21 protein-coding genes are annotated in these 26,940 nt (G+C 51.3%); 10 read left to right on the forward strand and 11 right to left on the reverse strand.

Annotated features, from left to right (window positions below; genetic code table 11):
- Positions 1–253: 253 nt before the first annotated feature.
- From ACZ500_RS07030 to ACZ500_RS07075, 10 genes are all read right to left on the reverse strand, one after another.
- The gene (locus ACZ500_RS07030; protein WP_464231797.1) at positions 254–1,063 is read right to left on the reverse strand and encodes a helix-turn-helix domain-containing protein; all 810 of its coding nucleotides are present in this window, start codon (positions 1,061–1,063) and stop codon (positions 254–256) included.
- 206 nt (positions 1,064–1,269) lie between these two features.
- Positions 1,270–1,893 (reverse strand): DUF4405 domain-containing protein, encoded by a 624-nt coding sequence (locus tag ACZ500_RS07035; RefSeq protein ID WP_464231798.1) that lies wholly within the window; start codon positions 1,891–1,893, stop codon positions 1,270–1,272.
- A 73-nt stretch (positions 1,894–1,966) separates the two neighbouring features.
- Positions 1,967–2,482, reverse strand: a complete 516-nt coding sequence (locus ACZ500_RS07040) for a class I SAM-dependent methyltransferase (RefSeq protein WP_464231799.1) — start codon at positions 2,480–2,482, stop codon at positions 1,967–1,969.
- A gap of 143 nt (positions 2,483–2,625) precedes the next feature.
- Entirely contained in the window at positions 2,626–3,414 is a 789-nt protein-coding gene (locus ACZ500_RS07045; RefSeq protein ID WP_464231800.1) for an FmdE family protein, read from the reverse strand.
- 44 nt (positions 3,415–3,458) lie between these two features.
- A complete protein-coding gene (tsaA, locus tag ACZ500_RS07050; RefSeq protein ID WP_464231801.1) occupies positions 3,459–4,037 on the reverse strand; it encodes a tRNA (N6-threonylcarbamoyladenosine(37)-N6)-methyltransferase TrmO in 579 nt (192 codons plus the stop codon).
- 27 nt (positions 4,038–4,064) lie between these two features.
- On the reverse strand, positions 4,065–8,054 hold the full coding sequence (locus tag ACZ500_RS07055) for an acyl-CoA dehydratase activase (protein ID WP_464231802.1): 3,990 nt from the start codon (positions 8,052–8,054) through the stop codon (positions 4,065–4,067).
- A 101-nt stretch (positions 8,055–8,155) separates the two neighbouring features.
- Complete coding sequence (locus ACZ500_RS07060) at positions 8,156–9,439, reverse strand: hypothetical protein (RefSeq protein ID WP_464231803.1); 1,284 nt, start codon at positions 9,437–9,439, stop codon at positions 8,156–8,158.
- 4 nt (positions 9,440–9,443) lie between these two features.
- The gene (locus ACZ500_RS07065; protein ID WP_464231804.1) at positions 9,444–10,286 is read right to left on the reverse strand and encodes an outer membrane lipoprotein-sorting protein; all 843 of its coding nucleotides are present in this window, start codon (positions 10,284–10,286) and stop codon (positions 9,444–9,446) included.
- Positions 10,287–10,354: 68 nt separating this feature from the next.
- Positions 10,355–13,003, reverse strand: a complete 2,649-nt coding sequence (locus tag ACZ500_RS07070) for an efflux RND transporter permease subunit (protein WP_464231805.1) — start codon at positions 13,001–13,003, stop codon at positions 10,355–10,357.
- A 288-nt stretch (positions 13,004–13,291) separates the two neighbouring features.
- Entirely contained in the window at positions 13,292–13,552 is a 261-nt protein-coding gene (locus ACZ500_RS07075; protein WP_464231806.1) for a hypothetical protein, read from the reverse strand.
- Between the two features lie 318 nt (positions 13,553–13,870).
- Between ACZ500_RS07075 and ACZ500_RS07080 the strand changes: the two genes are divergently transcribed.
- Positions 13,871–15,406 (forward strand): sigma-54 interaction domain-containing protein, encoded by a 1,536-nt coding sequence (locus ACZ500_RS07080; RefSeq protein WP_464231807.1) that lies wholly within the window; start codon positions 13,871–13,873, stop codon positions 15,404–15,406.
- A 517-nt stretch (positions 15,407–15,923) separates the two neighbouring features.
- Here the strand turns inward: ACZ500_RS07080 and ACZ500_RS07085 are convergent.
- Positions 15,924–16,223: a hypothetical protein gene (locus tag ACZ500_RS07085; protein WP_464231808.1), complete on the reverse strand. Its 300-nt coding sequence runs from the start codon at positions 16,221–16,223 to the stop codon at positions 15,924–15,926.
- A 148-nt stretch (positions 16,224–16,371) separates the two neighbouring features.
- On the opposite strand from ACZ500_RS07085, the gene ACZ500_RS07090 reads away from it, so the two are divergent.
- The 9 genes from ACZ500_RS07090 (at position 16,372) to ACZ500_RS07130 (ending at position 26,880) form a co-directional block, all read left to right on the forward strand.
- Positions 16,372–16,683: a hypothetical protein gene (locus ACZ500_RS07090; RefSeq protein ID WP_464231809.1), complete on the forward strand. Its 312-nt coding sequence runs from the start codon at positions 16,372–16,374 to the stop codon at positions 16,681–16,683.
- A 182-nt stretch (positions 16,684–16,865) separates the two neighbouring features.
- On the forward strand, positions 16,866–18,101 hold the full coding sequence (locus ACZ500_RS07095) for a hypothetical protein (protein ID WP_464231810.1): 1,236 nt from the start codon (positions 16,866–16,868) through the stop codon (positions 18,099–18,101).
- Positions 18,102–18,331: 230 nt separating this feature from the next.
- Entirely contained in the window at positions 18,332–19,369 is a 1,038-nt protein-coding gene (locus ACZ500_RS07100; RefSeq protein WP_464231811.1) for a radical SAM protein, read from the forward strand.
- The gene (locus tag ACZ500_RS07105; RefSeq protein WP_464231812.1) at positions 19,357–19,650 is read left to right on the forward strand and encodes a PqqD family protein; all 294 of its coding nucleotides are present in this window, start codon (positions 19,357–19,359) and stop codon (positions 19,648–19,650) included. Before ACZ500_RS07100 ends, ACZ500_RS07105 begins: the two co-directional genes overlap by 13 nt.
- Positions 19,647–19,790 carry a hypothetical protein gene (locus ACZ500_RS07110; RefSeq protein ID WP_464231813.1) on the forward strand — a complete coding sequence of 48 codons (144 nt, stop codon included), beginning with the start codon at positions 19,647–19,649 and terminating at the stop codon, positions 19,788–19,790. Before ACZ500_RS07105 ends, ACZ500_RS07110 begins: the two co-directional genes overlap by 4 nt.
- A 284-nt stretch (positions 19,791–20,074) precedes the next feature.
- Positions 20,075–23,212 carry an MBL fold metallo-hydrolase gene (locus tag ACZ500_RS07115; protein WP_464231814.1) on the forward strand — a complete coding sequence of 1,046 codons (3,138 nt, stop codon included), beginning with the start codon at positions 20,075–20,077 and terminating at the stop codon, positions 23,210–23,212.
- A 418-nt stretch (positions 23,213–23,630) separates the two neighbouring features.
- Positions 23,631–24,044 carry a prenyltransferase/squalene oxidase repeat-containing protein gene (locus ACZ500_RS07120; RefSeq protein ID WP_464231815.1) on the forward strand — a complete coding sequence of 138 codons (414 nt, stop codon included), beginning with the start codon at positions 23,631–23,633 and terminating at the stop codon, positions 24,042–24,044.
- Positions 24,026–25,768, forward strand: a complete 1,743-nt coding sequence (gene asnB, locus ACZ500_RS07125; RefSeq protein ID WP_464231816.1) for an asparagine synthase (glutamine-hydrolyzing) — start codon at positions 24,026–24,028, stop codon at positions 25,766–25,768. Before ACZ500_RS07120 ends, asnB begins: the two co-directional genes overlap by 19 nt.
- On the forward strand, positions 25,756–26,880 hold the full coding sequence (locus tag ACZ500_RS07130) for a glycosyltransferase (RefSeq protein WP_464231817.1): 1,125 nt from the start codon (positions 25,756–25,758) through the stop codon (positions 26,878–26,880). Before asnB ends, ACZ500_RS07130 begins: the two co-directional genes overlap by 13 nt.
- Positions 26,881–26,940 lie beyond the last annotated feature (60 nt).

Here is a 26,940-nt window from a genome sequence, read left to right on the forward strand (position 1 = left end):
CCGTCTCCCCTAGACCTAATTCCATACCGTTAAGTTTAGTTTGATGCACTATATTTGTTTCATTCATCTAACCAAATTGATAAAAAAATATGCCTCACACCTGATCGGAACTTTTTCGAGGCATTATTTTGAGGCCATCGATTGATTATCGACGGGGTATGCATAGCAGAAGGATATGGCTATTGTCTTTTCCGCAATGCACTTTTTTTTGTGTGAAATGCACGGCCGGTACAGCCAAACGCCACTATCACATTTATAAAAAACTTCCGACCATCCCCTGCCGACGGACTGTTTTGGGGGTCTGTCCGAAATGTCTGTGAAAGGCCTTGGTGAAATTGGCCTGACTGTTGTACCCGACTGAGAAGGCCACCTCGGTCAGGCTCAAATCGCTCTGTTGCAGGAGTGTCCGGGCCTTGGAGAGCCTGGCATCGCGAAGGACGTTGAAGGCGGTTTTTCCGTAGAGCTGTTTGAAGCCATGATTCAGTTTATTGCGGTTGATTCCGGCCAGCCGGCTCAGGGCCGTCAAGTTTGGAGGATCGTCGAGCCTGGTCAAAAGGGTGTGACGCGCCTCATGGACCCGTTCCAGATCCTGGCGGGTTAACGTCGAATCATTCCCTTTGGCGTTGTTTTCCAGTTCAGACAGCTTGTTCGCCACCAGTTCCAAGGCCTTGGCTTCCAGGAACAGCCTGCGGAGTCCGCCCTGATACGGGCATTCGAAAATCTGTTTCAGGATCAGAAATGTATCTCCATTGAAGATGCTTTGATGAAAAAACCGTTTTTCCGGAACGACCAGGCAAGGGTTGAGGCCGAGGTGTTTCAGGCATTCGGGCGTCTTTTGAAACAGGTCTCTAAAGGCGTGCGGGGTGAAGTAGAACGATACACCCGCAACCCGTCCTCCGGAGGACTCGACAAGCCCGCTTGTACGCGGCAAATAGGTGACCAGGACGTCCCCGGGCGATCTTTCCACGATCCGGCTCTTTCCACCAACGTTAAGCGTCAGTCGAATCTTTTGGGAGAGGTTGAAAGAGAAGCCGATGGGCGCATGCTCGATTTCATAGATCATTCGAAAGCCCTCTCGGCGGGTGTGATTACAGATCATCATCTGAAGTCCGGGCCTGAGGGGGATATTTTCCAACAAAAAGTCACTGTTTTGTTTTGCATACTCTACAATGATTTCAGACGGTGAAGCCCGGTTGAGGTATTTGGATGCCGTGGCCACGGCACCTTCATTATTCGAAAATCCATCTTGATCTACAGTCATTTTCTTTATCATCGACCTTCTATCTTATCACCACCTATTTCCTGGTCCCCGGCCATGATATCCAGCAGACTGCCGATGGTTGTCCCGTTGTTCCAAGCCACGTCCCTAAGCGGCTCATCCGGAGACGCGACACTGATGTTGTGCTCGGCCAGGCGCGCCAATGCGGTTTTCACATTCCAACCCATGTAGTAGGCGATGATTTTGATGGGATATGCTCTGGATGTTCCATAGGGGGGAGAACCATATCGTTTCACGGCCCCCATCTTCAGCTTCCGTGCAAAATCCATGACCTGCCCCATGGGAGACGCCTCATGGCAGGCGCCCACACAGATATAGCCGGTCAAAACCAGGGAGGCGGCCACAGGGAGGAACGGAATCTTCTCCCTGGCCCCCTTCTTCAGATAAGAGATCAGCGGTTTCCAGTTAAAACAGGCATGAATGATCATGGCCAGGCAGAAAAGGATGCCGCTGTTCAGATGCAACACACCCCAATAGTGTTTGGACAGCCCCAAAAGTCGCCATGGTGAGAAATGGCCCACATGGCCGGGCGGCCCGATGTAAAGGACGACACTGGAAATCAGCAGTATCAGGCCGGAAAAGGTGAGAGTAAGGGAGGTTGTCTTTTTTACCATGGTTCTCCTTTTGATCCTGAATGGTCTATCCTATTCATATGGATGGTCCCGTCCCTTTATTTGCGTGCATGAATCAGGGGCGATGAATCTCAAATTGGACCATGTAGTTGTACCCCAAATCCGTTAAGCTGAGCTTCTTGAATCCGTATTTTGCAATAGAAGTCTCCACCTCTTCGGGCGATAACCGCATATGTTTGGGCGGACCGAAGGACTGGTCCTCCTTCTTGCACTCGATAATAACGACGCGCCCATCGGGTTTCAGGACGCGTCGGATTTCATTGAACAGGGTTTTTTCAATCTTGGAAAGATCGAAGATGTGGAGCACTGTTGACAGAAGACAGACATCGATGGATTTATCTTTAATGGGCAGCGGTTCGGTGATATCCGCAGTCATGGGTTTGAGGTTCAAAAGCCCCTGGGCTGCCGCCTCTTGCGCCAGACCGTCGATCATGTAGTCCCACTTCTCTAACGCGTAGACAACGCCCGAGTCTCCAATCAGCCTGGCGGCATAAATGGCATACTCGCCCGGCCCGCACCCCAGATCCAGGAAATGATCCCCCGGTTTCAGGGAGAGCTGATCGAAGATCACTTCCGGATCGTGCATCCAGAAACTGCTGGGTCCCCGTCTCAGTTTTCCATGCCCTTGATGGTGGTGGTTGCATCCTGCGTTATCCATGGTCCCGATTTCCTTTCTTTAAACGGCCATCTGAAGCGGCCCCTCGGTAAAACAAGCTACTTCCCGTGGGAGACGGTGACGATCCCCCGCCCTTCCACCTGACGGTATGGACCGCCCGCGCACATATAACAGAGACCGGATTTTTCTCCATCGCTTACCACCTTTGTCGCCATGATCGTTTCTCCGCAGGCCGGGCACACAACGCTTTCGGTTATGGGGGCGTATTCCGGCAAATCGGGTCGGACGCTCTCCGTAATCAGGAGCAGTTCAAAGGGCAGGCCAATAAGGGCAAAGGCCGCCTCCCGCGCTTTTTTCTTGAAGGCCGTTTCTTCTTCGGGCCCCCCCTCCCGGTTTTTGATGACCTTTTCCAGAAGGGGGTGAAACTCCGGAACCGCCCGCGTGATGTGTGAGCGAAACTCCGGATGAACCCGGACGCGCACCCCCGACTCCTTTCCGCGGATCGCAAAGGTTACCGCCATGCGACCCAGGTCTCGATATACCAGCGCATTGTTACCGAGGGTACATCCTGACACCGCCTGCACGCCGTCCGCAAAGCAGGCGTTTATCTCGACAATGGCCATCAGATTTTCCAATCCATCGGAGGGAATCGATTCTCCCCCCAGTCGCCGGAGGCCGCAGAGAGAGGCCATAACGCCCAGTGCGCTCCCCGGACAAAAGTGTCCGTGGATTTCGGCCGTTTTTACCAGACAGCGAGCCGCATCGTTGTCGCGTATGGCTTGAATGAAATCTCTTCTGGGGTTTTGTTTGAGTTGTTCGATCCACGTTGTATCGCGAGCAGGTAACCTGGATCCATTCTCGACTCTTTCTGTTTCAATCTCTTCCATGACTTCTCCTCTTGTTTCGATCTTTGAATTGGCAGTCGACTTTTTCATATGTCCGAATCATCTTCCCCCACTTCCTCAAGCAGGCGACGCATCCATTCAGGAATTCGAACCCCTTCTTGGGGATACCATTGTCTGGCATACGGTTTGATATCGATCACAGGACTTCCATTGATGGCGTCGATGCCGACCACTTCCAGGATGTTTCCACTTATTTTGACCAGTTGGACAACGGTGGTGAGCACTGAATTGGGCCGGACCGGGCTGCACGTGGAAAAGATGCCCGTAAGGGGAATGTCCTTTCTTCCCATGGGATGGACCCGGGTGATGGACCTGCTCTGCTCGGGGACCCGGTGCGCCCAGTAGAGAATAACCAGGTGGGAGTAAGCTTTCAGACCATCCAGAATCCCGCTCAATTCCCGGGTGATGACAATCTCCGATTTCATTTTACGAATTTTGCGAACTTGGGCCTTTATGGCGGCCATCCGTTCCTTCATTTCAATGCCCGCTTCTCCAGCCTTGAGGAAGGGTTCATCAATTTCGTTTCGGATAACGCCTACCGGCCTGAGGACGATGGGGTCGAAGGCTGTTTGGGAGACATCGGACGTGTCAGAGGATCTTTTCATATGATTTTTCCTTTTTGACAGGCCGGCTTAGAAATAACGCAGAAGAGCATCCATCTTGGTCTGGTCGTTTTCATTTTGGTTCCCGTCAAACGTCAGGTTGAGGACAGGCTTGTTATTGTCAAATTGCTGATGCAGTATGCCGAGGGCGATGCCGGTGTTTTCATACATCGGCGTGACATTGATAATGCCGTCGATATTCGGCAGATCGCAATGCATCTTTGCCTCTCTGTATCTCCCGTTTGCCCCGGCATAGTATCCAACCACATGGTCCGCCAACGCAACCAGTCGGTTCAAATCATCTTCAAAAGGACTTTCATCTTTCAGTATAGCGGATATGCCGTGCATATAATCTTCCAGTGTTTTCAGCGCCTCTCTTGGAGCCTGTTGATCCTTTCCCTGGTTCTGATCCAGGAAGTCTTTCCACATCAACCACATGGATTCGCTGAGAGGGCTGTAGAGAACCCTGTGATGGTCCTGTTCCAGGTTCCTGAAGGAGAAGTTGTTCTGAAAATCGTTATAGAGGATGAATGGCTCTCCTCCCGCAAGGATCCGCTTTTTTCGTCCAATAGCTGTTAATTCAACCCGGATCTGTGCTGCCATTGCTTCAACATGGCGGATGCCGAGGGGCCTGCTCTTCATCAGTTCCATCAGTTCGGTCAGATATCGGTTTCTGTGTGCCCAATGAGCCGATCTGATAACATCCCCGGCCAGCAAACCCAAAAACACGGCATCGAGGACCTCATCGCTTTCATATATGACATCTTCCACGAACGGCGCAATGATATTGGCCCCCTCGTGGCCTTCCTGATCCAGTTTGGTCCTGATGAAACGGCTGTATTGTCCCTGTACCTCAGCGCCTTCGGTTTGGGGGATCAACAGGGCTGATTCCCTGCCGGGGTCTGCCCCCTGAAAGGCCCTGAGCACGTCCCCCAGCAGGGCGATCAATGAAAAGTATTCATTGGTGAGGGTGTGTCTCCTTCCCAGGTCGATAGCGGCCCGATCGGTCGGCGGCAATACCCGGGCCTTCACGCCTTTGCGGGTCAGCCATGCTGCGAATATTTCCGAATAGGGGAAGACATGGGGCAAAAGAACGCTTTCGTAGGTTGTTAAACGCGTCCAATCAGTATCGATCTTTATCCTTTTCGAAACGGTTTTCTTTAAGTAATGATCGACCGGCCCTGCCTGTTCAGCCTTTCTGCTGTGCAGGCTGTTGACAAAGGCCTCTAATCGGGTAATCACCCCGATATGGGACGCATGTTCATCCACTTCCATATGGAGGTAGGGTTTTTCGTCCAGGATTTCTTTGACATAGTGGGACAAGACCGAATCAGAGCCGCAACCGTGGTGGGTCAGAAGAACCGCATAGAGATTGGGATGCGCTTTGACCAGTTGAGCCGCCTGGAGAATATGCTGGCCAAACGGCCAATACATATTGGGGTGTGTTCTGGAAATATCCGCTTCCGGCAATGCAAAAAAGGGGATGACCCGATACCCCATATCCATGAGCCTGTCGGGCACCCCCAGATTGAGGACCCTGTCTGCGACACCGTAGATCTTTGAGATGATGACAAACACTTTTTCGTCCGGCCCGATTTCCTGAATCACGGCCTTTCGGTACACTTCAATCCTCTTTTCATATGCCTGAAAGGCCATCATCCCTTTTTGAAGGGCCGTGCTTGTTTGCTCCGGTGTTTTCCCCATCTGCTTTCCCAGGTTTGAAAAAGCCTTCATCATGAATTCCCTTCCGAGGCTGAAGGCGATGGTTGGCGCCAGGAGTTCGATGCCTCGGGTGTTCAATTCCATGGCCTGGTTGACCATTTTGAAGGCGAGCTGCATATAGGCGCATCCGTAATTCTGCCTGGTATGGGACCCTGGATGCTCCACCGTGAAGAGATCGGGAAAGAAGATGTAATCGACCTTCTTTTGAACCAGTTCCGCAACATGCCCATTGATCAGCTTGACCGGGTAACAGGTTTCATCCAGGGCATATTCCTGGCCGGCCCTAATCGTCTCTTCGCTGGTAGGTTCCGACAACAGCACGTTCAGGCCTAACTCCTTGAAGAAAGCGTTGAACAGGGGGAACATGCCATAGGTGAACAGTGCCCTGGGGATACCCACGGTCTTCCTTTCCGGGTCCAAGGTGCCGTCATATCCCTCAAAGACAAGATTGGCGATCGATTGATTGAATCGTTCGGAGCGATGTAAGTCTTCCCGGCGTTCCTGGACGTTGTCATGCCGGATATCCAAGTGGATATCGAATCCTTTGAAGCGGGTGTTGGCACCAGCCATCTCTTCCCGGGCCAGCATGGCAACCCCATAGGCCCCGGTGACGCTGAAAAAAGGCGGCACAAAGACGGCCTTTCCGGTGAGTGCCCTGAAGGCGTTGACAACCCCCTGATTGTAGGCAATGCCTCCCTGTAAGAAAATCTTCTCCCCGATGGTTTTCTGACCCACGGCCCGGTTGAGGTAGTTCTGAACAATGGAATAGCAAAGCCCCGAGGCAATATCCTCCGGGCGCGCCCCCCTCGCCAGATGGGCCGCGATGCTGGTTTCCATGAAGACCGTACATCGTTCCCCCAATGAAATGGGGTGGGTGCTGTTAAGGGCCATTTTGCCGAAATCCTGAATCGGGATGTCAAACTTGATAGCCTGCTCTTCGATAAAGGAGCCGGTCCCGGCCGCACAGATCTTGTTCATCTGGAAGTCCGTTACAGTGCCGTCCTTCAGGCGGATGTATTTAGAGTCCTGCCCTCCGATTTCAAATATGGTCTCTACAGTGGGATCGATCTGAACGCCGGCCCTGGCCTGACTGGTAATCTCGTCTTTTACGACGTCGGCCCCGACCACCCTTCCGATCATGAGCCTGCCGGAGCCGGTGACGCCGACCCCAACAATCTGGATCCTGTTTCCGAATTCTTTCTGGATGGTTCTAAGCCCTTCCCGTACAACCGCCAGGGGCTTGCCCATGGTTCTCAGATACTGGAACGACACCATACGATCGTCTGGGTCCGTCAAAACCAGATTGGTGCTTGTGGAGCCCACATCGATGCCGAGCCAGCATTTCAGTCCATTCAGACCCGGGGTGACGGGCCTAAAGTCATGCTTGCCGGATGCATCGTCGCTGCCAAAGCCCGAGAGATCAGGCCATGGCGTTTTTGACGGGTCCTCATCGATGAAGTCATGGGTTTGTTCCAGGGCCACCAACAACCTATCCACATTCAATAGGCAATTTTCCTTATTCGCTATGAGCGCGGCCCCCAGCGCACCGATAACGGCAAAATGCTCAGGGACAATGAATTCGTCTTCTCTCAGATGGAGGATCTCTTTAAAAGCGTTGATAATGGCTTGATTATGGGCCACCCCTCCCGCAAACAGGATCGGCTTCCTCAAAGGGATTTTTCGCATCACCGCACCCCGGTAATTTCGGACCATGGCACATGCCAATCCCCACAGGATATCCTCAACCGGAACCCCTTCCTGCTGGTGATGGATGATATCGGTCTTGGCAAATACGCTGCACCGGCCGGCGATGCGGGGGATGGTTTTGGCCCTTCCAGCGTACAGGGCGTAGTCCTCCAACTTCAGCTTCAGTCGGGAAACCTGTTCTTCCAGAAAGGAGCCGGTGCCCGCAGAACAGTTGGAATTCATGGCAATTTTGATTCCGGATGGATCTGTGGCACTGAATCCGCCAATATATTTTGCGCTCTGCCCTCCGATTTCGACAATGGATTCGCAGGCATTGTTTTCCCAAATGGCGCCTTCCACAATGGCGGTGGCCTCGTTTGCAAATGTGATCTCGCCTCTCTTACAAAGGAACTTGCCGCCGCTGCCGGTAACAGCGCCCTGTCTTATCTCTGTGGCGTCAAGGCATGTTGGCAAATGATTGATGATGGTGCACAAGGTGTCGCGGATATCTCCCCTGTGCAGTGCGTAACAATGGTGCAACACCGTGCCCTTTGTATTGATCACTGCCAGCTTGATGGATGAATATCCGATATCCAATCCCAGGCTCAGCATGGTTTCGTCTCCTCTATAACTGTCATTTGGGGAAAAACCTGTCCCTTGCCCTGGCAAGGGACAGGTTTGATTCCTATAATCTTCTGTCCTATTTAAGCCCGTCAGAAGCTGTGCCTGATTGCCCCATAGACATTTGTATCATTCTCGAACTGAGAAAAAAAGGTATCGTCATCACTGCCAAAAAAGATGTTGGCACCGATCTCCAATCCGATCTTGTCGGTGTATTTGTAGTGGATTTTCGGCATAAGGTAGGCATCCCTGTCGCTCGGAGAGAAGTAGCCGGACAGGCCCAGTTCCAAGTTCTGGTTCATCAGCAATTTCGTCAATTGCAGTGTGATGACATGTCTGAAGTGATCTTTATCCAGACCTCCCTTGAGGCCTTTCTTGTAGTTGTCATAATCCAGCATCTGTTCCACATAGTATTGAAGGGACCCGTTGAAATCTTTTCCGATCTCCTGGGCATATCCCATAAGGTAGCGCATCTCCGAATTTCTGATGAATGGATTGGCGCCGTTGGAATCATCTGTGGAGTCATAGCAAGCTATCTCGATATTTCCGATTCCCGGTCCCACATTCCCCCGGGCGCTGGCGCCGTAGACATGCAGGCCGGGGAAAAGGGCGATGCCTGTAGGCGTCTCTCCGGCAGGGTTTTTCCAAAACCCCCAATAGCCGTAAAGGGCCAGTTCAAAGCCGTGCATGTTTCGGTAGATGCGGACCGCGATTTCATCGTCTTTGAACCATCGGTCGGGCGTATCGGAAACGACGATGGCATCCCGTCCCACGATCCGGTTTAGCGCGCCACTCCAATATGAAAGATATTCCCCGTCGACAAAGCGGTCCGGATCGAATTTGGGGGTATAAACAAGATTCACGTTCGCCATGTCCGACATGAACAGGCTCACCTTCATGGCATCGGAAGGCGCTTTGAGGTACTCGGCATCCCTCCCGATAAAAAAGGATTGCCAGTCCTTTGGAAACAGATCGTTTAAAAAGACCAGGTCCCCCGTCCCCCAGGTCAGGATCTGACGGCCGACCTTGACATCCATGAAATCGGTGGGCCGGGAAAAGATAAAAGCCTCGCGGGTATCGTACTCGAACCGCTCCGTGACGCCGTCGGCCCAGCCGTCCCCTTTATACTTGAATTCCGCCCAATCGGTGTAAGTGAAGAGCTCCACCTGTGCCCTGGCTTCCATCACAGAAATATCCTTTTCATAGGGATCGTGCTGGGTACGCATGCCCCCTCTCAATTCAACAAAGCCGTTGAATTCAATGGGTACGAATGAATCCCACAGGGCGCCTTCACCCCCTTCCCCGGCGTGAAGCCATGGATGGGGGATCAGCGCCCACAACAACATCGAAAAGAGGATGTTAGCAAAGGTGTTCATGTGTCTATCGCATGAACTCCCTCGGCGGCCTTCTGAGATAGCGTTCTGAAAAAATGCCATGATCAAGCCCCACATTGTACTGAACGTTGGAAAAGGTCATGATGGTCTTGCTCCCACTTTCCAGGTCTTCGGCCGTTGATTCCACAACCGTCGGATAAACGACCTTGCTTCCGTTTTCCTCTGCCTCAATCTTTGCAATGTTGGTTGTTTTGATAACGCGATAAAGCCGCCCGTCTTTGCGGAAATATTCCATCTTCATGGGGATGAAGGTGGTTTTGTCCAGATAGGCGGTGTAGTATTCGAATTCCACGTCGTCAGGGCTTTTGGGTGTGTTCTTGACCACGTAGTGCCGATCCGTTGTCTGAATCAGTTCATGGATGTCCGCGGCCACGTGGCGACCGGATATGTCTTCGTACAGGAAGTCCGAACCGGCAAAACTGGTGCGTTTGTCGCCCCCTGCGATTCGTTTCACCAGGTCCAAGCTGGGCATATAGAGCCAGCGATCGTCTTCTTTGCCCAAGAGCACATGTTTGTGCACCATGAAGACCATCTTTCGGACATCGGCCGGCGACTGAAAGTAGACGAAATACTTCTGATCCCCATCCGTGTCCCCCACATCTTTTCGAAGCATGTTGAGTTCTCTTATCCGTGATCGCCCTTGTTTGTCCGTAATCACCATCTTGATCTTTCCTTTGCTGTCATTTCCCTGATATAGGGCCGCATGGTTGGCCTTTCGAATGATCTCATCCACATTCATGGTCTTCGGATCTTCATCGGCCAAGGCCAACGTCGCCGGGGCCAGCAAGACAACCACCATCACGAATAAAAGCCGTTTGATTTTTCTCATGTTGTCCTCCTTTTTTTCGGTTTGTTTCACCCGCGGATTTTTGGCGTCAAGCAGCCAACAGACAGCCATTAACCCGCATCTGCATCTCTTTCATTTCGTTTCTTGAAGAACCGTTTTTCGCACAGGGTCAGCAGGGACGGCAGGACCACCAGGGTGATAATCCCTGAAAGAGACATGATGGCAAACAGCATGACACCCATGGTTTTATAGGGGATTAAGGGCGCCACCAGAAGCGGCAGGAATCCGATGGCGATGACCAGCACGTTTCGGCTGATGGCCCGGGCCGGTTCGCCGAACATCAGAGTGATGACCTCTTTCCAGTTTCCCTTTTCTCTGTATTTGATACGGGAGCGTTGCAGGAAATGAATCGCAAAATCCACGGCCATGCCCAGGGCCAGAACGCCCAGCACCGCAATGGGCAGATCGTAGTCTTTTCCCGAAAGCCCGACGATGCCGTAAATGGCCAGAATGGTAATGCTCAGAGGCACCATGCACAGCAGCCCCCACAGGGGTGAGCGAAACAGGAAGGCCATCATGAGGAAGACGACGACAAAGCTGCCCATAAAGGAGGTAAACATGCCCGAGATGAGTTCTTCTTCCATGACCTGATTGATATAATGGAGCCCTGCCCAGCGATAGATCAGTTCAACGGGCGGTTTGTGCTCCCTGATATATGAATCCACCGCCTTGACCACCGCTCTCATGTCCATGCTGTTGCCGGTTTTCAACTGCATCCAGATATTGGCCTTCATATAGTCCGGTGTGACCATATGCCACAGATCATGGGGACGGTGTCCTTGCTGGAACTGAAGAAAACACTCCGCAATGCCCGGAGATGTATCGGGTATGCGGAAATTTTCCGACTTTCCGTCAATGAGTTCCTGATTGACCTTGCACACCACGTCCGCAAGGGAGGTGCTCTTCCCCACCAGTCCTGATTCCTCCAGGTATCTTTGAAGTCCGGCCATGTACCTCAACACTTCCGGACGCTTGAAGACCTTGAGCTTTTCCTTTTCAACGCCCAGAAAGCCACGGAGTTCCTGAAAAGCGTCATAGTCCTCATCCGACGCGGGCTCGGCCAGTGCATCGATATGTGCCATGACCGCACCGAGAAAATCTTCATAGGAGATGTTATTTCTCTTCAACTTCGGCAGGCTCTCCTGAATACGTTTGGCCAAATCCGGGGCCTGGGGGAATTGGGGTTTGATTTCATCGCCAAAATGCATCAAGTCTTGGGCTGCTTTCTCTATGCCCTTATCCGTGAGGCGTTCAGGTCTTTCCCCTTCCAGTATCAGATAGGCCGCATAGGTGCCGTCCAGGTGCTTGTTGAAGGCCACATCGGCCTGGCGGATCGGATGGCTTGCGGTGAATCGCTTGGCGTAATTGTCGTTGATACGGATTTGCGTGATGCCCCATATGGCCACGCCGACCAGGATGACCGATAAGACCAAAACCGATTTCGCGCGATAATAGGTCAGTCTCCCCGTGGCCTTCAGGATTCTTGTCAACCCGTTCTCCTTTTCCTTGCCGCGTGCGGACATACCGAAGTTTTCCAGCTTTGCATCGGGAATCATCATAATATAGGCGGGAACGAATATGACGGTATACAGCCATGCGATCATGACACCGATGCTGAGAAACGCGCCGAAGACGCGTGCCGGAGGTATGGATGTGAAGGTCAGAGAGAAGAATCCTGCAGCGGTTGTCAGCGACGTATACAAAATGGGCGTAAAGAGGGTGTGCATCACTTCCCTGATGCTTTCTTCCCGTCCATTTTCTTTGGTATAGATATCAAAAAACTCGGAGAGTATATGGATGGAACTCACCACCCCGATGCACATCAGAAAGATAGGAATCATGGAACTCAGGATATGGACCGGAAAACCCGATGCAATCAACAAACCCATAGTGGTAATGACGGAAAACACAGCAATGATCATGGGCAGGATAATGAGGCGAAATTTGCGGAAAAAGAAGAACAGAAGCGCGAAAATGACGGCCATGGCCAGGGGAGAGCCGAAGGCCATCTGGGAAAACATCTCCACACCGATGGCCACCTCGGCCACCGGCAGACCGGCGATGTGATAGGTTTCCTCCCCTCCCATTCGAGCGACTTTTTGCCGTAGTTCATTGTAGATCCGGTAACTCAGGTGTTTGTCGGTGAGCGGCAGATAGATACAGACGACCGTGCCGTCATCCGAGAACATCCGCCCTTTGAGCAGCGGGTTTGAAAAGGCCTTGTCCTTGACGGCCCGTGCCTCTGCCCTGGTTTTGGGCGGTTTGCCCATGAGCCATTCAAATCGGATTTCCCCGGGGCCGCCCTGGCTCATATGATCCGTCAGCGACGGCGCGACCATATCCGCTTCGATGACCCCTGTGAATTCACCGGGTTTTTTTTCATCGGGCCATCGAAGCGTTTTGGCAAATTCGGTCAGTTCATAGATGCGGGAAAGCGTTTCCGGGTTAAAGGCGCCGTCCGGGTCCTTTTCATTGACGACGCCCACCACCACTATCTCACTGAGAGAGAACGCTTTCTTGGTCTGATTGTGGAACACGCGGTGAATTTCGTCAGCAGGGAGCATATTCTCGGGATCGGTATCGATTTCCACCCACGGAAAAAATGCGGCCGCAGCCAGGGTCAGGAGAACCATGAGAAGGGTTGCCAGTTTGTAATGATTGATGGAAAAATCGACAAGTTTGTGTTTGATGTTTTTCATTTTTTCTCTCCAAAAAAAACGATGGGTGATGTGGGACATATCGATTATTGGAAAAGTCCTTCCTTTTCTTATGCAAACCGCATAGCCCAACCCAGGAAAACCGTCAAAACAAGTGTGCCATAACTGCCCTGGTTGCCGGAAACGGCGTTTGTGAAAGATAGGTCGCGTCAACAATATTGTGAGATGTAGACGAAAAAGCCACGGTCCCATAGCCAACCAGGAACCCGATGGACATATTGGCGAACCAATGGTCTCTGTCGCGGCTTCGGATCTCGATATATGTGCGTTTCAGTCTTCCCATCCTGAACCATTAACCGATGGGGTTCGAAAGGAATCCGGCACCTCCTTGTTTTCCATCATCTCCAGCCAAATGGAATGATTCTTTACCCCATATTCATTCCGTAACGTCTCAAGCCGCAACCCAAGCGGACTCTCCAGGGCTTGCGCTCTGTCGCCCTTCCAATGGACATGGATGATCAGGGCTGTATCCACTCGAGGATGAGCATGGATTCTGATTGCCACCAGGTTCTCATAGGGTTCGATCGCCATTATGGGTCCTGCGAGATTCCGCAGAAGCGTTTCCTGGTTACGCTGGTTGGTTCGAAGATGGATGATCTCAAGCCAATTCATGATCTGCTGCCCCTCTCCGGGTTTCCAGGTCACTCTTTTTCAAAGAGAATCTTCGCTCAAATCGTGCCAATTAGATTTTTATCTATATATCAAATAGATAGAATGCTACATGAAATCCGTACTTCCAAATACGATAAAATACTTTCCATATATGGAAGTCTTTTGTACGATCTTCCGAATATGGCAACCCGAACCGGAAGCCCTCAAGGGGTATCGCACCCGTAGGAAGGAGAGCTCATGTCCATCGACGAGAGAGAATTCTTTCACCAGGCCACGGTACGTATTTGCGGAAGCCTGGAGATCGAGCAGGCCATGATGGAATGCTTTCAGTATCTGAAGGATTTCATACCCATGGATGAAATGATTATGAACCACTATGATCCGGACCTCTTTGCGGTCCGTTGCGTGGCCAGGGCGACCGCTGAGAACGCACAAAAAGTGAACCGGATCATTCCCATGCCACGGTACTTGAAAGACGACGTAGTGAAACGGGAAGAGGGAACCCAAGAAGTGGTGGTTATCAATCGGCCGGACCGTGAGCCGGTACGCCGTCTCGTATGGGATGCCCTCGAGGTGGCCCATTCCTCGCTGCTGATCCTGCATTTGTGTATTGGGGGTGTGCCTTTGGGAGGGGTAACCGTCAGGGCCTCGGGATATGACCGATACACCGGGGAGCATGCGCGGTTGTTAGCTCTCTTGCATGATCCCTTTGCCGTTGCAGCAGCCAACATCCATGAGCATGAGGAGGTCCTGCGCCTGAAAGATTTGCTCAACGATGAGAACCGCTATCTCAAGAATGAACTTCGGCATGTTAGCGGGGACACCATCATCGGTGCGGAATTCGGCCTGAAACATGTCATGCAAATGGTCCGGCAAGCGGCCCCGAGCGACACGCCGGTGCTCCTTCTGGGAGAGACCGGGGTGGGAAAGGAGGTCATCGCCAACGCCATTCACTATTCCTCTCCCCGAAGCGATGGACCGTTTATCAAGGTCAATTGCGGCGCTATTCCCGATGCCCTGATGGACAGCGAACTGTTCGGCCACGAAAAGGGCGCCTTTACCGGGGCCGTTTCGAAAAAGAGGGGTCGTTTTGAGCGGGCCCATGGGGGGACCATTTTCCTGGATGAGATCGGGGATCTCCCCATGCAGGCCCAGATAAGGCTCCTGCGGGTTCTCCAGCAAAAAGAGATCGAACGGGTGGGCGGAACCGAAACGATTTCCCTGAATATCCGCATCATCGCCGCCACGCACCGTAACCTGGAAAATATGGTGACGGCCGGAACATTCAGAGAGGATTTGTGGTACAGGCTGAGTGTGTTTCCCATTCGTATACCCCCGCTACGACAAAGAAGGGAGGATATTCCTATGCTGGCGGATCATTTTTTGAGACGCAAAAGCGGGGAACTCAAACTTAAGACCATCCCGCCTTTGGCCCCCGGCGCCATGGATCGCCTGACCGCCTGCCCTTGGAAAGGAAACGTGCGGGAACTGGAAAATGTGGTGGAGCGCGCCCTGCTCCGCTATAAGAACGGCCCCCTTTTGTTTGATCCTGAGCCCTGCGTTTCGAGGGAAGAAACCCATGGCGACGGAGCCTCAGGTGACGGATCCATCAAACTGGATGATGTTATATTTAAACATATCGAAGGGATCCTCAATAGGACAGGAGGCAAGATCAATGGATCGGATGGCGCTGCAGATTTGTTGGGAGTCCATCCCAGCACGCTCAGAAACCGGATGAAAAAGCTGGGAATTCCTTATGGTCGTAATAGATAGTTTCCATCCGGAAATGGTCTTTTTGGCCAATCTCGGCATCAATCTGCACGTTTGCTTGTGCGGCGACCTGCAGGTCGCCTCCGCACAACCGCTTGATTTCCTTGATTTGGCCAAACCGGGACCCGCCGCGTAGCGGTGGGACTGAGCGGCGAAGCGGTCCAGATCATCTGGTGAATCCTCTTCTCACCCTCGACCACTACGGCGATCGAAAGAGAATTCATGTGGTAATCTACACCGACATACGCTACTTTTTTCATGGGCTGGTCCTCCGTTTTGGATTTCTTGGCTGGGGTGTATTTTACACCCCGGACCAGCCCGTTTCATATGATCTAGATAGATCATACCCGCATCCAAAACGCCCGGAGTATATTCTGCCAACCAACAAAACCCCGACCGGGATCTTTTTGCACTCGATCGGGGAAGCGGAAAGGAACGGCTTGGATTACCTGGACAAAAACTTTGATGAAAGTCGCACACCGATTCACGCACCAACAAAAAAAGGCTTAAGGTCATATCCTCAATCCTTGATTTTCTTGGCGCGCCTGGGAAGATTCGAACCCCCGACCTGCGGATTCTTGATGTACAGCTCTTTGAGTTCAGCCAACGGAAACGGGCGCCTGTCGAGGAGGGAAATCAAGAGAACGACCTTAACCCTGTTTTTCAGTGTGAACCGGAGAACACGAACTTTCAGCGGGTTGGTAGTCAAGTTGTTCTCTTCGCAGAAATTTTTGGCCGCGGGGCACGGTTTGAGGGTAACGATAGCCTCACGCTTTCCGGAGTGGAGGAATTCCCTGACAAGATCTGAATTCTTTTTCATTCGACAAAGAAATTGAGAGCCACGGTTCAAGATCAGGGCAAAGAGCCAGTATGCGGAGCATCCCCGATCCAGAAGAAAAAGGTCCCCTTCCCTGCATCTGTTTAGCGGCTAATGACCGTTCGCCTTCGCTTTCAGGTGCCATGAGTGCATGGACGGTGATCCGATTCAGGACGTCATAGAGCGACGAAACTCTGGCCAAGGGACGGGTTTTCTTGATTTTGGCGAGATGCCAAACACCAAAGAACTTTTTGGTTTCATCGTCATCAAGGACACACAAGGTGGATCCGTCGATAGCCGGCAGACGAAATCCCGTCCAGCGCCGAATGGGGAAAGACTGATAGAAGGAGAAAAGCAGTTTCCGATTCAAATCAACGAAAGCCTCGAAAGAAAATTTGCTCCTGGCTCGACAGAACGCGCCAGCCATGACCTTTCTTTCAGAGCGATCGGAAGATCCAAGTAGTTGAAAAAACCGTCGAGTTCCCTTTGTAAGGAACAGCGGACGAGATTCACGAGAAAAAGTGAAACGGTGCTGAAGGGGAGCTTAGGATTGCGAGAAATCTCCTTCAGACAAACGGTGCCGTTGAAAAAATTCAGCGAAATGAATATAAATTGTTAAGAAATCCAAAAAGTTTGGCGCAAATTTTGGAAAGCAGGTTCCGAAAACGGATCTTCATCGTGCGCGACACCCACCAGCAGATCTACAGCTTCCGGTATTATGCCATCGACACCATGAAGCGATTTTCCTGTGACGACAGGCGGGACCTGACCCTGAGCTTTCGTTTCGGCAAGAAGATCGCGGACCTGGCATCGGTCTTCATTCGGGAGGCAAAGGGAGAGAAGGGATTCGGGAGCAAGGGAAACCTGGAAAAGAAATCCAGAATGGCCTTTTATGCGAACCCCCCGAGACCCAAGGCCGGCGAGCGATGCGCGATCCTGAGCCGGACCAACCTGGCCCTCTTCGAACACGCCCTGGGTCTTCGCAGAACCGGGATTCCGTTTTCATTGCAGGGGAATATATCCGGGATTCTGGGTCGGATATCGGTGGATCTGTGTTGGTTGTCAGAAGGGACACGCGGCAAGATCAGGGGCCCCTTCATTCGGCCTTTCGAAGACCTGGAGGGCCTCGAAACATGTGCCCAAAGACCTGGACGATTTCCAGTTCGCCAACATGGTCGAAGTGGTCAGGGAATATGCCCGGATCCTCCCGGACGCCGTCTTCGACATCATGAAGATCTCGAAGAGCACGGCCGACAACCCGAATGGTCCCGGCATCATCCTCTCCACGGGGCCAAGGGCCAGGAATACGACCGGATCTATATCGCTGCCGACATCGCCGCCTCCCTGTCCAGACCGGAGGCCCTCGTGACCCCCACATTCGGCGACGAGGCCAATATCGCCTACCTGGCCTTCACCCGTGCCATCCGGCAACCCTATCTCCCCCCGGACTTCAAGGACATCCTCACCCCCGAGTGGCAGGCGGCCCTCGAGCGGTTCGAACCCCCGCCTCCCAAGATCGCCCATGCTCCCCGGCCCAAACCTGCACGAACGGAACTCCGTGCTCATTCAGCTACCCGCTCCACCCCATCGCCGGCCAAGGCCCCCGAGCCCAATCCGCTAAGCAAGAAACGCTTCAAGGTCGGCGATAAAGTGAAAACCAGCACGGCACAGGGACGGTCGTCGAGATCGATGGCGAGAAGTATCTGGTGGATCTGGATGGGCAGGGAGCCAAACTTTGGACAAAGGATTGGGCGCTTCGAAAAGCCTGAAGGGGGGATCTCAATCAGCATCAAAACATTTTTGATTCACCAAACAAGAAGAATACGAATTCTCTGTGGTTTCTTCATCCTGGTATTGGTCCGGGTCAGAACGAGCCGTTGAATGCAACCATGGCGGCAATAGGTCCAATTCCATCGGACATACCGGTGTACCCCTTCGAAGGATTTTCATCTCCCTTCATGCAGTTCTTCGGCTTTGGGTCGGATACTGATCCGTAAGAGTACCCGTTGCGATGGGCAATTAACCTGTTGACATTATAAAAAAATACGATTATCCTCAAGATAAAAGTACGGAAAAATATCAATTCTCCCACCGATATCTCCCGGTTAGCTATGCTCAAAGATAAAGAAATCTCAACAGATGATCTGACTGCCGGAGAAGAATTTTATTTTCAATGGCACATCACGGAAAGATGTAACCGCGCCTGTAAACACTGTTATCAAAATGGTATTCCGGGGGCAGAACTCGCCCTTCCAGATCTCCTGACCATTATAGATCGAATGGAAGAGGCTGTCAGGAAGTGGGGGAAGAAGGGAACCCTGTCTATGACGGGGGGCGAACCTTACCTCCGCCGGGACGATCTCCACGCACTGATGGACCGCATAGACAGATCGGACTGCCTGGCATACTATGACATCCTGACCAACGGTTCCCTGATTTCGGAAACGGAAACGTCGACTCTAGCAAAACATTCCCGTTTGAGACGCGTGCAGGTATCCCTGGAAGGAGCCTCACCCAGGACCAACGATGAGATTCGAGGTCCAGGAGCTTTTGAATCCACGGTTTCTGCGATACGGCTTTTGAAGGACGCGGGCATTGCAGTCTCGGTAATGACCACCATCAGCCGATTCAATAAAGATGAGATCCCTGCGTTGATAGATCTGGCCGGTAGAGAAGGAGTGACTACCCTGGCACTGGAACGGCTGATCCCGGAAGGGACAGGGGCAAGGCTTTCGGATCAGGTGCTCAGTCCCCAAGAGCTGAAAACCGTGTATGAGGGCATCTATCATATTGCCGTAAATGGTTCGCCTGTTCGGATACTCCTTTATCGGCCTCTGTTTGCCCTCCTGTCGCCAGGGGATCCCACTGTAGGGGCGCTCTGCTCGGCTGGCAACAATGCCCTGACCATTATGCCGGACGGAACCGTATACCCGTGCCGTCGGCTGCCCATTTCGATCGGAAATGTCCTGACGGACGGCTTTTTCAAGATCTGGTACGGCTCTGAAGTTCTCTGGCGACTCAGGAACCCCGCTAACCTCGGCGGCAAATGCAAGGAATGCGACCTAATTACCCAATGCCGGGGCTGCCGCGCCATGGCCTACTTTACCACCGGCGACTATATGGCGGAGGATCCACAATGCTGGCGATGAAGTTGGGCACCCGGTTGGCTCTGACAGAAGACATCATGCTCCAGGCCATCCCGGAGCTTGACCACTATTATGCCTTCAATGTGGCAAACGGAGATCACTTCGAGTTGAATCACACTGCATATTGGGTGCTGGAGACAATTGGGCAAGGTGTAACCTTAGCAGAATTACGTGAACGCTTTGAAGGTCAGTTTGATATCGATCCTGGAACTGTGGACGAGGACCTGACCGAGGTCCTCGGCTTTGGCATGAAAAACCAGATCATCAAGGAGGTGGAGACATGAAAGAGAAACAAAAATCAAAAGGTTACGAGAAACCAAGAATCGTGAAGAAAGACAAAATGCGATTCCCCCTCGACATCATCGAGGCCACGGGTAAAGGGGTTGTCTGCAGGCAGTGCTCTTCGTGCCACAATTGCCGGTAACGCTACATATGGTCTCTTCGCCATTACAGATGAACACATCACATATGCCTAACAACACGAACTCCAAAGTTTCCGACCTTATCTATGGATTAGAAAGAATTAACCAGATAATCGACTTGTGCATTGACCGAGAGCTATATAAATACGTAGATCGAATTCTGCGAGGAGGGAGAAAGTGTTCCCAATTTCTACGAAAACTTAGAGACACTGACGGCAAGACATCTCTTGAAGAATTCGATTTTTCCAACATTAGTTTTCCAATTCTAAGCGTTGGAAGGATCTCTATGCCTGAATTCGCCGAGCTTTTTCAGAACTCGCAGCTTTTCAAGTCTGAAAAACCACCATTCGAACTCAAGCAAAAAGGAAAAGATTTTCCCCTTCTCAAATCATGGTCGGATCTGTTTTGGGCGAAACGAGTCCGGGCCGAACTGCAAAAATATAATCAGGCCGACTGGCTGGATAGATACGAGGATCTGACCATTTTCTTGGAGACTCGAATGCCCTCAAGGATCCCTCCTGGTGGAGTTAAAGCAGATTTCTATGTGACGCAATTCAGTTATCTTATGGAATTATCTGCTGTTACCCATGGCGAAGCTAGTCTCGGCTACGCTGAAAGAGCCAGGAAATTAGTCAAGTTCTTATTCTCTTGTTGCGACGACCCTGAAAGAGGGCCTTATGACCGGTGGATTTGGTGGAATATGGGCACGGCCTATCAGCATATTGATCGCAGTCAGAAAGCCGTCCTGGAATTCAATCAGGTAATTAGAAAGTTTCCTAAAGAACTCAATCGGTTTGACGCTGTCTTGGAATATCTGGTCAATATCGTCCCGGCTTACCTCCAACGCACCGCTATCAATCTCAAGCTCCAGTTAGGATACCATGCTCTGCAGACATTAGAAAAAGAGATAGATACAAATCTTATTGATATTAAAGCGAAATATCGTTGCAAGTTGATTGGTGCTGCCGTTAAGCATCTTGAAATCCGTATAGAACTCCACAGAATAGAGGCTTTGCTTCAACTGGAAATGTTGAAGGAGGCCCAAGAACGCCTTGAAAAAAGCTATAGCGCTATTTTTGGCAAGGCCGCAAGGGGGAACAGATGGAAGGTGACTGATGTAAACCTACCACCTATAGATCATCATCAGTTAGGGGCAATCGCAACTCAATTCGTAGAGCATGCTGTCAATTGGTGGCATCAAGAAGCTGGAAGGACAGCCGCCAGCATACGTAATTCCCAATCGCCTGATAAGCATCAAGAAAACATGGCATTCAGTTTCAATCACATAACAAAAACGATTGAAGCATTTAAAGATTATTGGAAGTGGATTGAAGGAAACAAAGAGGATGAACGCATATTTTATTCGCGATGGGCACAGATAATTAAACTTGGGATGGAGACCGCTTGTGAGCTCGGCAAAACGAAACGTGCAAGAAATGGCCAATTTACTTTTCCTAAAGATGCCTCTTCTCAGATTCTCAAAGTCACAATAGAATTGTATCTCTCACAATCAGATAACTTGCCTATAGTCCGCAAAAACCGTCCCAAGCCCAACCTTACAATTGAATTAGAGAATCTCAGGTCCGATGACCTCCCTGATTTTAGCAACGGACTTTCTACTTTTTATAAAAAAATGGGTGATATATTATTACGACCAGAAGAAGAAGGGCTCTCTCAAGATCTGAAAGTGCTGGTGGAAAAAAAGCTGAAGGAAGTCAATAATGGAGAGCCTGTCGACTATTTGAAGAAACATCATATTCAATTATTGGACGCTCTCGACGAATATGAAATCGAATTCGGGGAGAATCAAAAGATAAAGTCACTTGAAAGAGGTAACGAAAGGCTATTTTTGACTGCAGATGTTACTAAAGAATGCAAAGGATGCCTTGAAGAAACTAAATGCAAAGACGAAGCGGAAGCCAATGCAGCTAATTCGAAAGACTGTCCTTATTACTTCCCTGGGGTATTGGCATGCCAAGGTCGACCGGTGGAAAAACTGGATAAGTTCTTATATGATGAAGATTATCAGCGCATTATGGAGAAGGCAGAAGAAGACTTTATCAAACACTTGGAAACTCCTTCTCAACAGAAACCTCACAAAGAAGGCCTCCATTTTGTTGGACTGCAAAGATGGAATTCACTAACTCCTGCCCAGGGAAAATCAGTTGGTGGCGGATATTTGATCTATCGCACAGATAGCAAAGGGAATGTCGATTTGGGAATAGCAATCGACCCTGGATTCGATTTTGTCCGCAATCTCTTTCGGATGGGCTTTAGCTTAAGAGATATTGATATCGTGATTATCAGCCATGCCCACCCCGATCATCTCTGGGATTTCGAGACTTTGGTTCAGTTGTTGGGTGAACTGGAACGGAAAAAGAAGATTACCCATCGACTCAATGTGATTATGACGCTCGGAATCTATGAACGACTTAGGCATATTATCAAAAATCCAAAACTGCGTAAATTCATCAACCCTTTGGTAGTGGATATTCGGAAGGAGATTGACCAAGACTTCTTTAGCAATATTAGCGAGTCAATTCATTGCAATTTTAGATTTAAGACAAATATTGAAGAAGATAACAAAATAAGTCCAATACATTGGATACCAGTTCTGCCTCTTCTTGGGAACCAAGAAGAAGGAGAAATCAAAATACGACCGACCCACGCCTATCATGAGGACTACACAGGCATATCTGATAGTTTTGGATTTGTTATTTCCATTCCGTTAGACAGACAAGATCCAAGCAAGTTTTTGCGCTTCGGATATACCGGGGATACAAAGTGGGTGGACAAAGACCTTTATCCAAAAGAAAATATAGACGTCGCATCACAATATAAGAACTGCAATGTATTACTGTTTCATATTGGTTCACTTATCGATCATAAGAAAGGGAAGACATTTAAAGAGTATAATGAACCTGATAAGTGCGAAGGACTAATAAGAAGAGAAAACCATCCGTATCTCATGGGTACAATTCGTTTTCTGAAGAAGCTCGGGTATCCTGGTAATAATTTTATTGATGGAATAGAGAGGCGTAACAAGCTGATATTGATAGGCGAATTCGGCGAAGAATTGCGCGGAGGTATTCGCACCGATATAGTTAAACGTCTTCAAGGTGAAGGTTTTTCTGGCTGGCCGATTGTGCCGGTGGACGTAGGATTTGATGTTTTGTTGTACGATTACAGTAAAAGGGGGAATGAATCAGGTGGCATTAAGTTCTTGTGTGCCCTGTGCGATGAACATCGTCCAATAACAGAAATTGATTATTTCAGGTTCGGGCAGGATGAAGCCATTTTTCACATTTGCAAGACGTGTAAAAAGGCCACCCCTGACGATGTGAGGCAAAATAAACTTAGACAGCTTTATGAGATAGGCCGCGAGTTGAAACCTGCGATGCGAATTGAATATGATGTGTCTTAGTGGCAAATCGGATGACCTCTTCCTCTGCGCCACTTGTGCGCTTTGTACTTTCATCAATGACGCGATTAAGAGGTCTTTGGAGCCAGTTCGCTTAGCTCGGGTCGGTTGGACCTTGATCTCGGTGGGTTGTGAGTCACGGTTTGCTGTCTTTTCAGTCCTCTTAGACTGTTTGGCTGAAAAGCAAAGCCCGGACGGCGGGTGGTCCGACCCCGAGGAAACGGCTTGGGCTGCTGGTCTTATTCGTGCTGTAAAGGGGAAAAAGGACGCTGGATTTGCGGCTGCGAAGAGCTGGCTCAGGTCGGAACGTAAAGCGGGAGGTGGATGGGGTCGGCACCCCAGGGACATGGCTCGGATACCGATAACCGGTCTGGTCTCGGCACTGGTGCCTGACGTAGTTGAGCAAAGGGATGTGGACTGGATGCGATCCGAATGGAACCGGGATTTTGAAGGACCGGTGAGGCTTTCCTACAAAGGGGGATTCTTTCTGCTGGGAACGCCCCGAGATCAGGAAAATGCCCTTGTGTTTCGGACAATAGACCATCTGGCCAAAGATCAGAACGAGGACGGTGGTTTCGGCCCATGGAAAGAGCATCCCACTGGGAGTGACCCGTGGTCAACGGGGGTTGTGCTATGGGGGCTTTCCAGATGGATAGAGCATGTGGACCCCCTTGTGATTGAAAAGGCCATCGACTGGCTCAGAAAAACCCAACTGCCGTCCGGTTACTGGCCTTACCATTATCTGGATGACGGGACATCTCTGGCATTGAACGGGGCCGTTTCTGCCATGAAGGCACTGGCAACCAAGGAATCATCATGTGCACCATTGTCGTGACCTTCAATGAAAACCAGCCTGAAACCCTCCGCAAAATGGCAGCAGCCGTTCGCCACAGGGGTCCGGATAGTTTCGAGGTCTGGACCAACGAAAAACATGGTGCAGCCGGTTGTCGCCTGTCCATCTTCGGTAATCCGAATGCACCCATGATCTACCACGATCCGGGAACCGGACTGGTGGCGCTCCTGAATGGCGAGATCTATAACTATCGAGACTTACGGCAGGAACTCTCTAAAACAGGGTACCACCCCAAAAATGATCTGGAAGCAGAGCTCATTGCCAGGTTGTACCAGATCCATGGCCTGGGGTTTGCCCGACGGTTAAAGGGCATGTTCGCCATCGCAATCGTTGATGGACAACGCCTGGTTCTCGCGAGGGACCGATTCGGGATCAAGCCTCTTTACTACACAAAAAGCGACACAAGCATCCTTGTATGTTCCGAGATCAAGGGGATCCTCGCCCATCCCAAGGTGACCCCCCTTCTGAATGTCCATGCCCTGGAAGAGACGCGGGTCTTCGGATATGTCCATTCACAGGACGAAACCCTTTTTCAGGGCATAAAGCAGGTCCTCCCAGGGACGGCCATGCGCTTTGGCTCCGAGGGAGTTGGCCTGCAGGAACGTTTTGGGGTATTGCCCCAGGCCCGCTACCTGAACGGATTTCCCGTACCCGAGTATCCGGCCGCCGTACGAGAAACAAGAAACCGTGTCCTTCAGGCAGCCGAGCGCATGTTCCAGCACGGCTCGATGGAAAAGGGACTCTATCTGTCAGGGGGATTGGACTCCACCACCCTTGCATTTGCGGCACGCAAAGAACTGGGGTATCCGCTTCAGACCTTCACGCTCGCCGATGGTGCCGACACCGATGACCTGAACGCTGCTAGGAAGGTAGCTCGGGCACTTGGGACAGAACACCGAGAATTCATGGTCTCGATAGATGACTATTGGCGCTGGCTTCCCGACTACGTGGCCCACTATGAGGGCCTCATGGCAGGGGGCACATTTCATATCCAGGGAGGCCTGGCCTTTCACTTATTGTCCCGATTCGTGTCCCAACATGTGAGGGTTGCCTTTTCAGGGGAGGGGGCGGACGAGCTTTTCGGCGGATATTACTGGATCTACACCCACCCGCTGGGCTTCTCGGATCGTATGAGAAACAACTTGGGTCCCGTAAAGAATAATAAAGGACTCAGAAACGCCATAGAGAAGCTGTTCCCTCGCCCAGAGGAGGAAAAGGTCTACAGGCGTAACCTGTTTGATGACCTCTTGCGCGCAGGACTGTCCAACTACCACTTGCAGAGCGTGGACCGCTCCGGCGGGGCCTTTGGATTCGAGATCAGGCCCTTGTATCTCGAGGACGACCTGTCCCAGTGGGCGATGGAACTCCCTATTGACTACAAAGTGCCGGATAAAAATACGACCAAGAAGATCCTTCGAGACGCCTTTGAACAAGATTACAGGAAGCTCGGTCTGGGTTGGGTCCTGACAAGGCTGAAAACGGGTATGCCTTCGGCGATCTCACACCTGGACCGGGAGGTTCTCAATGAGGTGGATCAGGCCATTTCAGACAAAGAGATTCACCACCACCCGCTTGGGGAAATCCTAGGTTCAAAGATGAATCTTCTCCTTTTCGATCTCTTTGAACAGATATTTTTTGAGGGCTGGGACCACCACGCCGACGCCCCGCCTGAAAACTCCTTTCTGGCTCGATTGTGGCCCGAGTAGTCTACATCGGCAAATACCCGCCTTTGGAGGGCGGTATCGCCTCCAAGACCTACTGGCTTGCCCATGCCCTGGCAAAGCGGGGGCACCACATCCATGTGGTCACGGACCGGGAAGGAGAGGACAAGGTCCACACCGCCCACTCGAGAAGGCCGATTCCAAACCATCCCAATGTAACGATACATAGACCCGAAGAAAAGGTCCCGTGGCACATTCCACATAATGAGCATCGGGCCTTGCGTCTCCTGAACAAGACACTGGAAGTTGTCGAAAGGCAAAGGCCGGATATGATCGAGGCGGGCTATCTGGTCCCTTATGGCCTGGTCGCGTATCTCGCGGGCAAAATAACAGGGCTTCCATATATGCTCCAGCACGGGGGATCTGATGTAAAGAAATTCGTTGAAGGCGGTATCTGGCCTGATCTATTGAGCGAAGTCCTTTCAAATGCCAGGTGCATCATGACTGACACGGAGCACAGGCCCGAAATGAACCAATACAATGCCCGGACCCGCGTCGGCGTGCCCTATGTTCCGGACCCGGCTGCTTTTTCAGCAGTCCCCCGAAAAGGACGAGATCGCCCTGTTTTGGCCCTCATTGGAAAGGCCAATTATCATTGGAAACACAAGGGATGGCACCGGGTGATCGATATCTGGTCAAGGATGGGAGAAGGATTCGATTTTGTGGTGATCAGCCAGGGGATCGGTTTGGAAGGAATTCAAACATACGCGAGAGAGCGTCTCGGAAATCGGGTAAGCTGGAGACCCTTTGTCCCTCCGTGGGAAATGCCCGCTCTGCTCGGGTCCGTAGACATTCTCTTCCACTTTGAAGGCGAACTTCCCTTTCCGGTCTTTTCGAACCTGGTCCCAGAAGCTCTGTTCTGTGGGACCGCAGTCATTTCGGACCGGGAAGACCTGGCTAATAGGTACAAGCAATGGGGGCTGGATCTAACCAGCCGGAATCATTTGCTGGCGTGCATCGGAGAGGGAGATCCTGACAGGCTCGAGCAGAGGATAAGAGAATTTGTTGCGGCTCAAGGCAGCGTAAAGGACTCGGGGAACCATATCCACTATCAACAATATATTCAGCGACACGAGGAGGTGCTTCGAGGGGGGTGACAGGTATAATCTGAATCGCCTGACCCACCTGTATCGTCCTTTTTCGAGTTGACTTCGTTC

It is taken from the genome of Desulfatiglans parachlorophenolica (assembly GCF_055394735.1).